14 protein-coding genes are annotated in these 13,854 nt (G+C 34.4%); 10 read left to right on the top strand and 4 right to left on the bottom strand.

Annotated elements, in window-relative coordinates; translation table 11 throughout:
- The first annotated feature begins 151 nt into the window (after window positions 1-151).
- Window positions 152-1,801: a copper resistance CopC/CopD family protein gene (locus NHG49_RS09820; RefSeq protein WP_098102313.1), complete on the top strand. Its 1,650-nt coding sequence runs from the start codon at window positions 152-154 to the stop codon at window positions 1,799-1,801.
- A 34-nt stretch (window positions 1,802-1,835) separates the two neighbouring features.
- Window positions 1,836-2,456: a YcnI family copper-binding membrane protein gene (locus NHG49_RS09825; protein WP_064476378.1), complete on the top strand. Its 621-nt coding sequence runs from the start codon at window positions 1,836-1,838 to the stop codon at window positions 2,454-2,456.
- Between the two features lie 123 nt (window positions 2,457-2,579).
- Here NHG49_RS09825 and NHG49_RS09830 read toward each other — a convergent pair whose 3' ends face one another.
- Complete coding sequence (locus NHG49_RS09830; RefSeq protein WP_222661015.1) at window positions 2,580-3,356, bottom strand: alpha/beta fold hydrolase; 777 nt, start codon at window positions 3,354-3,356, stop codon at window positions 2,580-2,582.
- A gap of 122 nt (window positions 3,357-3,478) precedes the next feature.
- A complete protein-coding gene (locus tag NHG49_RS09835; RefSeq protein ID WP_064476376.1) occupies window positions 3,479-4,384 on the bottom strand; it encodes a DMT family transporter in 906 nt (301 codons plus the stop codon).
- 97 nt (window positions 4,385-4,481) lie between these two features.
- On the opposite strand from NHG49_RS09835, the gene NHG49_RS09840 reads away from it, so the two are divergent.
- The 4 genes from NHG49_RS09840 (at window position 4,482) to NHG49_RS09855 (ending at window position 7,284) form a co-directional block, all read left to right on the top strand.
- Window positions 4,482-5,351 carry a LysR family transcriptional regulator gene (locus tag NHG49_RS09840; protein WP_242289317.1) on the top strand — a complete coding sequence of 290 codons (870 nt, stop codon included), beginning with the start codon at window positions 4,482-4,484 and terminating at the stop codon, window positions 5,349-5,351.
- 120 nt (window positions 5,352-5,471) lie between these two features.
- Window positions 5,472-5,903 carry an Rrf2 family transcriptional regulator gene (locus NHG49_RS09845; RefSeq protein WP_064476374.1) on the top strand — a complete coding sequence of 144 codons (432 nt, stop codon included), beginning with the start codon at window positions 5,472-5,474 and terminating at the stop codon, window positions 5,901-5,903.
- Window positions 5,904-5,973: 70 nt separating this feature from the next.
- Entirely contained in the window at window positions 5,974-6,624 is a 651-nt protein-coding gene (locus tag NHG49_RS09850) for a DsbA family oxidoreductase (protein WP_000216675.1), read from the top strand.
- A gap of 57 nt (window positions 6,625-6,681) precedes the next feature.
- Window positions 6,682-7,284: a nitroreductase family protein gene (locus NHG49_RS09855; RefSeq protein WP_064476373.1), complete on the top strand. Its 603-nt coding sequence runs from the start codon at window positions 6,682-6,684 to the stop codon at window positions 7,282-7,284.
- Between the two features lie 151 nt (window positions 7,285-7,435).
- On the opposite strand, the gene NHG49_RS09860 is transcribed toward NHG49_RS09855, so the two are convergent.
- Window positions 7,436-7,855 carry a GNAT family N-acetyltransferase gene (locus NHG49_RS09860; protein WP_258125884.1) on the bottom strand — a complete coding sequence of 140 codons (420 nt, stop codon included), beginning with the start codon at window positions 7,853-7,855 and terminating at the stop codon, window positions 7,436-7,438.
- A 184-nt stretch (window positions 7,856-8,039) separates the two neighbouring features.
- On the opposite strand from NHG49_RS09860, the gene NHG49_RS09865 reads away from it, so the two are divergent.
- The 3 genes from NHG49_RS09865 to NHG49_RS09875 all read left to right on the top strand — a co-directional run bounded on the left by NHG49_RS09865 (window position 8,040) and on the right by NHG49_RS09875 (window position 11,082).
- Window positions 8,040-8,174, top strand: a complete 135-nt coding sequence (locus tag NHG49_RS09865; protein WP_258125885.1) for a hypothetical protein — start codon at window positions 8,040-8,042, stop codon at window positions 8,172-8,174.
- 105 nt (window positions 8,175-8,279) lie between these two features.
- Complete coding sequence (locus NHG49_RS09870; protein ID WP_098102317.1) at window positions 8,280-9,890, top strand: amidase family protein; 1,611 nt, start codon at window positions 8,280-8,282, stop codon at window positions 9,888-9,890.
- A gap of 178 nt (window positions 9,891-10,068) precedes the next feature.
- A complete protein-coding gene (locus tag NHG49_RS09875; protein WP_064476370.1) occupies window positions 10,069-11,082 on the top strand; it encodes an AI-2E family transporter in 1,014 nt (337 codons plus the stop codon).
- Window positions 11,083-11,168: 86 nt separating this feature from the next.
- Here the strand turns inward: NHG49_RS09875 and NHG49_RS09880 are convergent, their stop codons facing one another.
- On the bottom strand, window positions 11,169-12,113 hold the full coding sequence (locus NHG49_RS09880) for an L-lactate dehydrogenase (protein ID WP_064476369.1): 945 nt from the start codon (window positions 12,111-12,113) through the stop codon (window positions 11,169-11,171).
- 201 nt (window positions 12,114-12,314) lie between these two features.
- Between NHG49_RS09880 and NHG49_RS09885 the strand changes: the two genes are divergently transcribed.
- Window positions 12,315-13,751: a flavin monoamine oxidase family protein gene (locus tag NHG49_RS09885; protein ID WP_064476368.1), complete on the top strand. Its 1,437-nt coding sequence runs from the start codon at window positions 12,315-12,317 to the stop codon at window positions 13,749-13,751.
- Window positions 13,752-13,854: the final 103 nt, after the last annotated feature.

Raw genomic sequence — 13,854 nt, forward strand, 5'->3', positions numbered from 1 at the left:
GTTACTATTTTATTAGAAGTTTAGAGGTGAGAGAGAAATAAAGAGTTCTACTGTATAGAAGTTTATATTTAATCAGGTTAATATTTCTTCAAGTAATCGACTTGGGAAGTAGATGTAATGAAAATAGAGCGATGAGGAAGAAAGAAGTGAAATGATTGTGAAAGTAATGAGAAGGTTAGGGGCATGGTTATTAATTGCATGCGTGCTTATCATAGCAATACCGAAAAGTGCATCTGCTCATGCGTACATTGTGAAATCAAACCCTGCTGAAAATGAAACGTTGAAGAAAGCACCAGCTGTTGTGAAAATTGAATTCGATGAGGATATACAAGTTTCACATTTTAATACATTGTTTGTAAGAGATACCTCAGGTACAAGAGTAGATCTAAAAGATGCTTATATCGATAAGAAAAATAAAAAAATATTAGAAGCAGGGTTAAAAGAAAATTTGAAAAACGGACTCTACTCTATTCAGTGGAAAGTGATTTCTGCTGACGGGCATCCTATTCAAGGGGTTATTCCGTTCCGAATTGGATCAGCAGAAGCGGGAGCAGACGATATACAAGTAGAAGAGATGGGGTATGTCCCGCAAATAGATATGATTATGGAACGTGGAATTCTATATACAAGTTTCTCACTATTTATAGGCGTGCTATTCTTTAATCTTATTATGTATAAAGGGAATGCAACCTCGGTTCGGTCAAGAAGTAAAAAAATAATATGGATCTCATTAATTGGCATATTCATTAGCTTACTATTCACTCTACCACTGCAAGCGAAAATAAATGCTGATGTTTCATGGTTAGAAGCATTCCATCCTTTACTATTAAAAGAAACGTTACAACTTTCTGTTTTTAGTTACGTATGGCTCACTCAAATGGCTCTTATTAGTTTGCTTATAATCGTTACGTATTTTGCGATGAAGCGCGAGAAGCTGTCATCGTTTAAAGTATGGAGCATTCCAATAGTATTGTTTATCGGGATACTTGTTATGAAAGCCTTTAATAGCCATGCATATGGTTTGAGGTTTAAAGATATTGCTGTCGTTATGGATTTTTTACATTTATTCGCAGCTTCATTATGGATTGGTGGTCTATCATCCATTATTCTTCTTTTACGTAAAGAGGATGATAAGTGGAATATGTATTGGGATATGATTAAGCGTTTTTCACCGTGGGCAACAGGTGCTGTCATCGTGATTTTAATAACAGGTCTTTTTAACAGTACATTCTTTATTCCAACAATCCATTCGTTATTTGATACGAAGTATGGATTAGCTTTATTAGCAAAGATACTTTTATTCATTTTCATGGGGATATTGGGAATTGTTCATTATGTGAAAGGGAAAATGAGAGCGGAGCAACGATTAGGCGCTACGGTGAAAGTAGAGTTTATCATTGGAATTATCATTTTCGTCATCGTAGCTTTTATGACAAACGTACAAACACCACCGATGCCTCCTACGGGACCTTTTACAGAGAGTAAGCAATTAGATAATGGGTATGAACTTACTTTACATGTAAGTCCTAATAAAGTAGGACAAAATACATTCCATATTACTTTAAAGGATGAGAACGGACAACCTGTTACCGATATGGAGCAACTTATTTTAACTACGCAATCATTGGATATGAACATGGGAAAAGGTTCATTTAAAGTTTCGGCCGTTTCACCAGGAGAATATGAAGCGGAAGGTATGTATATTAATATGATAGGAAACTGGAATATAAAAGTGCACGGATTAACAAAATCTCTTGATAGCTTTGATGCGGATTATAAATTTATAGTAGGCGGCAGGTAAAGAGAAGGTATAGATAAAAAGGAGCGAATAGAAAATGAAACGTATAAAAAAATTTGGCACAACAATGATCGCAACAATAATTGCAATGGGGATTTTTTCGTTACCTGTTAGTGCGCACGTCACTGTGAAACCAGAAGCTTCGGACGTTAATTCTTGGGAGACTTACACGATAAAAGTACCAGTTGAGAAGAATGTAGCAACGACAAAAGTTACATTAAAAATACCGTCTGGAGTAGAGTTCCAACAGTATGAACCAGTGCCAGGATGGAAAGTGGAAGAGCAGAAAGATAATGCCGGAAAAGTTAAAACTGTAGTATGGGAAGCAACAGGAGAAGGGATTTTACCTGGTCAGTTCCAGCGATTTACTTTCGTCGCTAAAAACCCTGATAAAGAACAAAAAATAGCTTGGGATGCATATCAACAATATAAAGATGGAGAAATTGTTGAATGGACAGGCGATGAAAAAGCTGAAAAACCACATTCACTTACTACAATTGCAAAAGGTACGTCATTAACAGGAGAACATGGTGAAGTGTCTAGTGTAGAAAAGAATGAAGGCACTAGTAATATGCAAGTAATAGCGATTGTCTTATCTATTTTGGCGATTGTATCGTCGGTTGGTGCGTGTGTTTTTGTAGTACGTCGTAAAAGGTAAGTAAGATTGAAAGGTCTCATCGTAAATAATGAGACCTTTTTTATTAGGTCTATGGATTAGAAGGAATGAGGATATCGGCACTATTATAGCCACTCTATAATGAAGTTTATCGATGTCTGGAATTTAATTGACGATTATGAAGTCTTCCGGCAGGATATCATGTTCGAGCCAGTTTTCAATTATAGTATTAAATAGTATGGGATTTGCTAAAGAGATTACATGACCAATTTCAGGAATGATAATACCTGTGCAATTCGTATTATTTTCAAGGATTTCAGTCATTGAGTCCTTCATAATTCTTTTTTCTTTGTCTCCAACAGTTACTAATATATTACTATTAGCATCTTTGAAACTTTTTTGTATTGTAAACGACATATTTTCTTCTAATATCCTTACAAATGTATTTTTGTTTATTTGACAACTGTCATGATAATAGTTATCAAGCTGTGTTTCATCTATGTACATTGATTTTGCTTGTATTTTGGAAAATCTCTTACTCTTTATTAAGAAGTAGGTTAAGCTAAGAGAGCTTATTAATGTTTTAGCGAAAGGAATTGGTTTAACTAATGCGCTATTGACCATAGCATATTGAATTAAGTTTGGTTTCATGCTTAGCATAGCAATTAATACTTGAGCGCCTAATGAAAACCCAATTACTATAACAGTCTTCCCTTGTCCTTTTTCTTCAATTAGTTCTATGATTTTTTCAGCACTAAAGTTTATTGAGAAATGATCTTTACTTCTGTTTTTTCCTTGCTCAGGTAAATCAGGAACAAGGCAGTGAAAGTTAGTAAAATGTTTAATTTGCTTGTCCCACATCCATCCACTGACTCCGCCCCCATGAATAAAAACCATAAGTGAAGAGCTTGAATCTCCAAATTCTTTATACTGTAAAACCATATAATTCCCCCTTATGATTAGAATTGTTAGTTCATCCATGTATAGTAGAAGTAATATTTTTATTACTTAAGTATTATCATACAATAAGAAAGAGCCTACAAATAGTAGGCTCTTTCTTATATTTATTTCACTTCAACTTGCTGCCCTACAGTAAGCGTTTTTGGCTTTATATTTACGAAACAAATACTTACCACAATAAATAATAGTCCGATGAATAAGCTAATAGTAATGGCCTCATGTAAGAAAATTGAACTTACAATAATAGCGATTAATGGAATAAGAAATGTATAAGCCCCAACTTTACTTGCTTCACCAGCTCCAACAAGAGTAAAGTATGCAAGCCATCCCATTGCAATAACAAAGAATGAAATAAAGAGTAGTACGCTAACAAATGGTATACTCCAAGCGATACTAGACCAGCTTTCAAACTCTGAACCAAATCCAATTAAGCAAAGCCCGCCAATAATGAGCTGAAGTGTTACCATCCAAATGGAATTAACGCGGTGCCCAGTCTTCTTAATAAATACTGTTCCAAGTGCCCAGCCAATCGCGCATCCTATCGCGAGAAGGATTCCGATAATAGAAATATGTCCAGTTAAACTACTAGAGCTAATGACACCCACGCCAATAAATCCAAGAACAAGCCCAAAAATTTTTAAGCCGTACATAGATTCTTCAAGCCAAATCCATGAGAAAATGCCGAGTAAAACAGGTTGTAGAAATACAATGGCGGAAAATAACCCAGCGGGCATATATTGAAGGCCTACAGTTTGTAATCCGTAAAATATAATGATGTTAAGTAAAGAAGAAATAACGTATAAATGCCAAGTTTCTTTTAAGTGTAACTCTTTGTATTTCGGTAATGCGAAAAGGAGTAAAATGAATCCTCCAATTAAAGTTCGAACGCCTGCAAATAAAACGGGTGGTGTATAATGCAGGGCAAACTTAGATAAAGGCCAATTGATTCCCCACATGAAAACGAGAAAGGTAAGGATTATGGCCGTCTTAGTTCGAGAAAGCTGTGTCACGGTAAGACCTCCTTGTTGTTATTCATTTCACTATGATATGATATCGACTGTAATAAATAAAATGAATCTTTTTTATGGGGAGTATAAGTGATTAGTTATGACCATTACACAACTGCAAGTATTAATAAAAACTGTTGAGTTAGGTAGTTTTACGAAGGCTGCTCGGGTGTTAAATATGACGCAGCCAGCTGTAAGTCATGCAATTTCAAGTATTGAGTCAGAGTTAGGAGTTACGATTCTTATACGTGATAAACGAAAAGGGCTAATCGTGACGGATGTAGGAAACAGAATTCTTGTGCATATTAGAGAGATTTTGAACGGTGTAGAGAAAATTGAGCAAGAAGTTGCGATGGAGAAAGGACACGAAGTTGGGACGATTCGAATTGGGAGTTTTCCGAGTGCCTCTGCACATTTCTTACCCAAAATGATAAACCTTTTTAAGGAGAAGTATCCGAACTTAGAAGTCGTTCTTTGTGAAGGAACGATTAAAGAAGTTGAAGATTGGTTAGTATCGAGGGTTGTTGATATAGGAATTGTTATTTTGCCTAATAAAGAGATGGAGATTGTCCCATTAACGAAGGGGAAAATGGTTGCTATCTTAAGAGATGATCATCCTCTTTGTAAGAAGGACTCTATTACAATTAGTGATTTAGAGAATGAACCGATCATATTATGTAAGGGTGGATACGAACCACCCATTATTGATATGTTTAAACAAGCAAACGTACCACTTCGGGCTGAGTATGTAATATCAACCGTTACTACAGCTTTAAACATGATTCAAGAAGGGCTAGGTATTGCAATATTAGCCGAATTATCTTTAACGAATTTACCACAGAATGTGCAAACGAGAGAATTGGAACCACAAGTATGGAGAGAAATTGCTTTAGCTGTTCCTTTATTAAAGGATTCCTCAATCGCTGTGCAGCTATTTATTGAAGAATTTCAAGCGCTATTTGCAGAATAAAAAGAGGTGTCTCATATATCATAATGGGACACTTTTTTATTTGCTTATAAAAAATCTATGAAAAGGATTGACTTATCTTTTCGTTGTAACTATAATGATTACATCAGGGTGGTGATCACGATGAAAATTAGTAGCCGCTTTTCTATAGCTGTTCATATTTTATCTATTTTGAAAAACAATCCATCTTCACTTTGTACTTCAGACTATATAGCTGAAAGTGTAAACACAAATCCAGTAGTCATTCGTAAAATTATGTCGTACTTGAAACAAGCTGGTTTTGTATATGTAAATCGCGGTCCAGGTGGTGCGGGATTATTAAAGGATTTACATGAAATCACATTGTTAGATGTATACTATGCAGTAAATGTAGTCGAAGAAGACAAACTATTTCATATTCACGAGCAACCAAATCCAGATTGTCCAATTGGAGCAAATATTCAAGCGGTGTTAGAAGTTATATTAATACAAGCGCAATCCGCGATGGAAGAAGTTTTGAGAAATATTACGATGGGGCATTTGTTTGAAATTTTGCAAGAAAAAATGAATGCTTAAATCATATTTATATTTTTTTGTTATCAATGTAACTGATTTGATTACAACTATAAAGGTAAGGTGTAAAAGTATGACTGTAAAAATGAAAGTATACTCAGATTTTATATGTCCATTTTGTTTTTTAGCAAAAGGTCCATTAGATGAAGTAGCGAAAGAGAAAGATGTAGAAATTGAATGGATGCCATTTGAATTACGTCCAAGTCCATATTCAAAAATAGATCCATGGAATGAGCCAGAAAAATTAGGCTCATGGGATGCTTTTATTCTTCCAACTGCGAAGAAGTTAGGAATCGATATGCGTTTGCCACGTGTTTCTCCGCATCCATATACACATTTAGCTTTCGAAGGGTGTCAATTTGCGAAAGAACGTGGACTAGGAAATGAGTATCATCACCGCGTATTCACAGCATTTTTCCAAGAAGAGCAAAACATTGAAGATATTGATGTTTTAACAAAATTAGCGGTAGAAGTAGGTCTTCCTGAAGCTGAATTTAAAGATGCGTTAGTAACTCGTAAATATAAAGAAAAGCATCAAGAAGCAATTCAGCATGCATATGATGAAGCGAATATTATGGCTGTTCCAACTGTCATGATTGGAGATGAAGTCATTCAAGGGCTAGCTAGTAAAGAAACGCTACAAAGAGTCATTGATAAAGAAATTGAAAAGGATAAAACAAATTCATTTGAAGGTATGCAATGTAATACAGATGGATATTGCTAATTCGCTTGTTATGAAATAACAAAATAAATTATAAAACAAATATTTGGAGGAATTAAAATGTCAGCAACTACAACAAACTTAAAAGAAGCAATTGTGAACCGTCGTTCTATTCGTAAAGTAACAAAAAACGATGCAATTACGAAAGAAAGAATTGAAGAAGTTTTAAAAACAGCGTTACACGCACCAACATCTTTCAATATGCAAAGTGGTCGTATGGTTGTATTAATGGATGGAGAGCATGAAAAGTTTTGGGATATTGTTAAAGAAACACTAAGAGCTCGCGTACCAGCAGAAAACTTTGAAGCGACTGTAGAAAGATTAAAAGGTTTCCATACAGGTGTTGGGACTGTGTTATTCTTTGAAAATCAAGCAACAGTAGAAAAAATGCAAGAAAATGCACCATTATATAAAGATCAGTTCCCATTCTGGTCTCATCAAGGAAATGCAATGTTACAACATACTGTATGGATGTTATTATCGGCTGAAGGAATTGGTGCATCATTACAACATTACAATCCAATCGTAGATGCTGAAGTGAAAGAAACTTGGAACATTCCAGCAGAGTGGAGTTTAGTAGGACAAATGCCATTTGGTGAGCCAAATGAACAACCAGGAGAAAGAACTTTCTTACCTACTGAAGATGTAGTGAAATTTTATTAAGAAATTTAATGTATAAAAAGTTAAATAAAAGGAGAGTACATATTAGCCATATATGTACTCTCCTTTCGTATGCAATGTTAAACTCTTACTGCAAGAACGATTTCCTTCATATGAATTGAAGTTTTTCCGTACAATTAAAAATCTGTTATGTTTATTGTTTTGTAATGACAGTAAACATCCCCGTCATGTGTGGTGAGTAATCCTTAAAATCAAATTTTTCATAGAACGATTCTTTACCTTGTGATGCAAATAAACCGACAAACGCCTTATCAGGGGCATTCTCATGTAAGTATGCAGCTAAACGATACATGATTTCTTTCCCGATACCATGTTTCTGATAATCTGGATGAACTACTATATCTTGAATATAGAAATAGATAGATCCATCGCCGACAATTCTTCCCATGCCGATAATTTGTTCATTATCTTTGACTGTGATGCATTGAATAGAATGCTTCAGTGAAGTTTCCGCCACTTCAAAATTCATATAATTAGACCAACCAACAGAATCACACAAATATTTATACTCTTGTAGAGTTGGAATGTTATGTTTAAACTCATATGTATTCAAAATATATCCTCCAAGTCCTTAAATTCAACAAGTATATAAATTCGACATTTTTTTGTCTTTTCCTCTTACGTAATTGCCTTCACCTATTGAGTTTCGTACAGTTTCCTTATTTATATTTGTGTTAATTTATAAGAGTTTAGGGGAAAAATATAAGAAATAATGCAGTAGAAAGGGAAGTGGAAAAATGAATGATGAGAAAAAATATACAGTGGTAGGTACTAATGTTGAGGAAGTAAAACGTTTAAATAAAGATTCAGGATTAACGTATAATCAAGTGAAGGAATTATTAGTGAAGCAAATGCAAAAAAGAATGAATTAAATTGAAATTCTTCATTTTTTCATTTAGCATTTTAATAAGAGAGGGTTATAAGGATAACTCTCTTTTTCAATACAATTTAGCAACTTTTAGAGCGGAGGAAACAGCATGAAAAAGTGGGTAAAGATAACGCTGTCAATTGCTGGGGGTATTGTCCTATTGGCATGTGCCGGAGGATATTACGTGTATAAAAATTATTTTCCAAAGGAACCTGAGCGTATCGTATATGATAAAGATAGAGTGTTAAAACCGATACATAATCAGCTGAAAGGAATCAACATAGATAAAGTAAAGATAAAAGAAAAAGAGGTTGTAAATGCGACTGTGAACGAGCTTCAAAAAATGATTGATGATGGAAAATTATCATATGAAGAATTAACGAGTATTTATCTTTTTAGAATACAAGAACATGACCAAAATGGAATATCATTAAATGCTGTTACAGAGATTAATCCAAATGCAATGGAAGAAGCGCGAAAGTTAGATAAAGAAAGGTCTTCAAATAAGAAATCGAACTTATACGGTATGCCGGTTATCGTAAAAGATAATGTACAAACAGAAAAGGTGATGCCGACAAGTGCGGGCACGTATGTGTTAAAAGATTGGATTGCAGATAAAGATGCGACAATCGTGAAGAAGTTGAAAGAAGAAGGTGCTTTTGTTTTAGGGAAAGCGAATATGTCTGAGTGGGCAAATTATTTATCCTTTACAATGCCTAGCGGATATAGCGGGAAAAAAGGACAAAATTTGAATCCATACGGTCCGATTACGTTTGATACATCGGGATCAAGTTCTGGATCTGCTACAGTAGTTGCGGCAGATTTTGCACCACTTGCAATCGGGACGGAAACGACTGGGTCAATTGTAGCACCCGCGACGCAACAATCAGTAGTTGGGTTACGTCCATCACTAGGTATGGTGAGTAGATCTGGCATTATTCCGTTAGCTGAAACACTTGATACAGCAGGGCCGATGGCAAGAACACTGAGGGATGCGGCAACGTTATTTAGCATAATGGTAAGTTATGATGAAAAAGATGCTATGACAGAAAAAATGAAAGATAAAGAAAGAGTTGATTATGCGAAGGATTTATCGATAGATGGATTGAAAGGGAAAAAAATAGGAGTTCTTTTTTCAATAGATCGACAAGATGAAAATAGAAAAGAAGTAGCAGAAAAAATTAGAAAAGACCTTCAAGATGCAGGTGCAATATTGACTGATGATATTCAGTTAAACGCTGAGGGTGTAGATAATCTACAAACATTAGAATATGAGTTCAAACATAATGTTAAGGATTATCTTTCACAGCAAAAAAATGTGCCGGTAAAATCGCTAGAAGAGATTATAGCGTTTAATAAAAAGGATAGTAATAGACGAATAAAATACGGACAAACATTAATTGAGGGATCTGAAAAATCTGCTATAACGAAAGATGAGTTTGAAAAAATAGTGCGATCGAGTCAAGAAAATGCAAGAAAAGAGCTAGATAGATATTTAGTAGAAAAAGGTTTGGATGCTTTAGTTATGATTAACAACGAAGAAGTTCTTCTATCAGCTGTAGCTGGCTATCCAGAATTAGCGGTGCCAGCAGGATATGATAACAATGGAGAGCCGGTAGGTGCAGTGTTTGTCGGGAAGCAATTTGGTGAAAAGGAACTGTTCAATATGGGATATGCGTATGAGCAGCAGTCTAAAAATAGAAAATCACCAAAACTGTAAAAGGATAAACGAAAAATAGAGCTCCACTGAAATATGTTGGTGGGCTAATATGAAAAGAATCTAACAATATAAAAAGAAAAAAAGGATTCTTCTCAATTAGTAAGAAAGATTGTCTATAGAAGTTCATAAAATGTAATATATTCAATTTCCATCCATTGAAGGGGGAGGTTAAATTTTAATGAATGAAGTGAAAAATTTCTTTCGAAGTAGAGGGTTCCAACGGTTTCTCGTTTTAATAATAGTAGCGCTTGTATTATATGGATTAAAAAGTATGATCAATTTAATATTAATTACGTTCATACTGACATTTTTAATGGATCGGTTTCAACGTTTTATTTCAAAGAAATTGAAAGTGAATCGGAAAATTGTTATCGCATGTTTGTATATAATATTAGTTACTTTTATCGGCACAACATTATATAAATATTTACCTGTGCTAACGATACAAATTTCCCAATTGATTTATCAGTTTAGGTTGTTTTTTCAAAATCCACCTGATAATGAAATCATTAAATATGCACTTTCAACAATTAATGGGATGGAAGTATCAAAATATGTAGAACAAGGTGTAGATGTCATATATCAATCGATTGCAAATATAGGAAAAGTCAGTTTGCAAATACTACTTTCTCTTATTTTAAGTTTATTTTTCTTATTAGAAAAAGAACGCATAATATCATTTACTTCGAAATTTAAAGATAGTAGTCTGAAGGTTTTTTATGAGGAGATTGCATATTTTGGTGAAAGGTTTGCAAGATCGTTCGGTAAAGTAATTGAAGCACAGTTTTTAATTGCGGTTGTCAATTGTGTACTCACTGTAATTGCACTTGTGATTTTAGGATTTCCGCAGCTTCTTGTATTGGCCGTCATGGTCTTTCTACTCGGTTTGATTCCAGTTGCTGGTGTTATCATTTCCTTGTTTCCACTTTGTATTATTGCTTATAACGTAGGCGGAGTAATGTACGTTGTGTACATACTTGTGTTCATTACAGTAATCCATGCTCTTGAAAGTTATTTTTTAAACCCAAAATTCATGTCTGCGAAAACGAATTTACCAATCTTTTATACATTTATGATTCTCATCTTCTCAGAACATTTCCTTGGAATATGGGGGCTTATTATAGGGATACCAATCTTTATCTTTTTATTAGATGTACTTGATGTAAACAATGAGGAACAGTTTAAAAAATAGGAAAAGATAGAAAATAACTGATGTTTTTAAGGAGCAATCAAAAAAAGCAATCCAAAATAAATTGGATTGCTTTTTTGCATACACGATTACAGAACAGGAGCCATTGTTTCTTTCAAAACTTGAACAGAGTGATCGAATTTTAATTCTTCTTCTTCACTTAATTCCACTTCTAAAATTTCACGAACACCGCCGCGATTTAATACAGCAGGTACACCGATATAAACATCTTTTTGACCATATTGACCTTCTAAGTAAGCTGATACTGTTAATACGCTATTTTCGTCGTTTAAAATCGCCTTTGTAACACGTAGAAGTGACATACCAATACCATAGTAAGTTGCACCTTTTCGCTCAATAATATGGTAAGCTGCGTCACGAACGTTTATGAAGATTTTGTCTAAATCTTCTTGCGTGTATGTGTTGTCTTTATCAAGAAGCGTTTGTAGTTTTTGAATACCAATTGATACGTGACTCCAAACAGGAAGTTCCGTATCACCATGTTCTCCGATAATATAAGCATGAATGTTGTGTGGACCAATATCGAAATACTCACCTAACATATAGCGGAAACGAGCAGAATCAAGCGTTGTACCAGAACCGATTACGCGTTCTTTTGGTAAACCAGATTCTTTCCAAGTTACGTAAGTTAAAATATCGACAGGGTTAGTTGCGATTAAGAAGATACCATCAAATCCGCTATCCATAATACTACGAACGATTTGTTTAAAGATTTTCGCGTTTTTCTCAACTAAATCTAAACGTGTTTCGCCTGGTTTTTGTGGTAATCCAGCCGTAATGACTACAAGGTCAGCATCTTTACAATCTTCGTAGCTACCTTTCCATACTCTAGTTGGAGCTGGTGCAAAAGGAACAGCATGACTTAAATCCATTGCTTCTCCTTCAGCTTTTGCCTCGTTTACATCAACTAAAACAAATTCTTCAGCTACAGCTTGGTTAATCATACAGTAAGCATAACTACATCCAACTGCTCCTGTTCCTACTAATACTACACGGTTAATACCCTTTTTCATTTCAAAATTCCTCGCAATTTCATTGATTTTATTATGTAAGATAATACGTCTTACTTCTATAGATTCATATCTAGTTTATTACATTTTATAAAAGATATTCAAGTTTTTGAAAATGTATCCGTGCAATTTCGTGCACGAAACATAGGAAGTAAGTGAACCGAATATAATGCAATAAAATCCTTTATCGAAGGGGAAAAGGGCATGATGCAGCCATTAACGATGGAAAGAATGCTTCATATTATTAATGTGGGACTCGTAAAAACGAAGAATCCAAAGCAAATTATTATTGCTGGTGCAGGAATTTCAGGATTAGTTGCAGCCTCGTTATTGAAAGAATCAGGGCATAGCATAACAATTTTAGAAGCGAATAACCGAATAGGCGGAAGAATATATACGATCCGTGAACCGTTTAGCAGAGGCTTATATTTTAATGCAGGGCCAATGCGAATTCCTGAAACGCACGAGTTAACTTTAGCTTACATTCGTAAATTTAAATTACCGTTAAATCTTTTTATAAATAAAACCGCTTCAGATATTATTTATACGAATAATATTAAAACGAGATTGAATGTGTTTGAAAAAAATCCAAGTATACTTGGATATCCAATTTTAGAGAACGAAAATGGAAAAACGGCAGAAGAGTTAATGTTAGTAGTATTAGAACCAATACTTAATTTTATAAAAAAAGATCCTAATAAAAACTGGATCATCGTTGAAAAAAAGTATAAAACATATTCACTCGGATCATTTTTAAGTGAGTATTATTCAGATGGAGCAATAGATATGATTGGGGTACTTCTAGATATGGAAGCATATATGGGAATGTCTTTAATTGAAGCATTACGTGAAATGATCTTTTTTACTTCAACGACAAAATATTATGAGATAACGGGCGGAATGGATACATTACCAAATTCATTTTTACCGAAGTTAAAAGATAATATTTTTATGTCTTATAAAGTAGAAAAAATTATACAGGAAGATAATAAAGTGATGATGCAAGTAACAAATGAACAAACGTCACATCCATTTATGGTAACAGGCGACATTGCTATTATCACAATTCCATTTTCAGCGTTACGATTTGTAGAAGTTCAGCCATATCATTTATTCTCTTATTTTAAAAGACGAGCAATTCGTGAATTAAATTATATTGCTGCAACTAAAATTGCGATAGAATTTAAAAGTAGATTTTGGGAGAAAGCGAGACAATGTGGTGGAAAATCTATTACAGATTTACCTATACGATTTACATATTATCCGAGTTATGGTATTCATACACAAGGGGCAGCTATCGTTTTAGCGAGTTATACGTGGGCAGATGAGGCGTTAACATGGGATAGTCTCCCGCAAAGAGATCGTATTCGTTACGCATTGAAAAATTTAGCGGAAATATACGGTGACATCGTCTATAGTGAGTTTGTTACTGGAACATCTTTTAGCTGGAGTCAAAATTCATATTCTTGCGGCGCATTTACAGCTTTCGAACCAGGCCAAGAGTTAGAGTTATTTCCGTATATTACGCCGCCAGCTGGCAAAGTACACTTTGCAGGAGAGCATACGACATTAACGCATGGATGGATGCAAGGAGCAATAGAGTCTGGAATTAGAGTTGCTTATGAAGTAAACGAACAGTGAAGATATATTTACAAATCACAATTCTTTTAATAAAATAATAAATATAAATCGTAATTATTACGCTTTGAATACGTTTGAAATAAAGAAATGGATGGTCGATCAA

The organism is Bacillus sp. IBL03825 (assembly GCF_024712505.1).
Lineage (GTDB): Bacteria > Bacillota > Bacilli > Bacillales > Bacillaceae_G > Bacillus_A > Bacillus_A wiedmannii.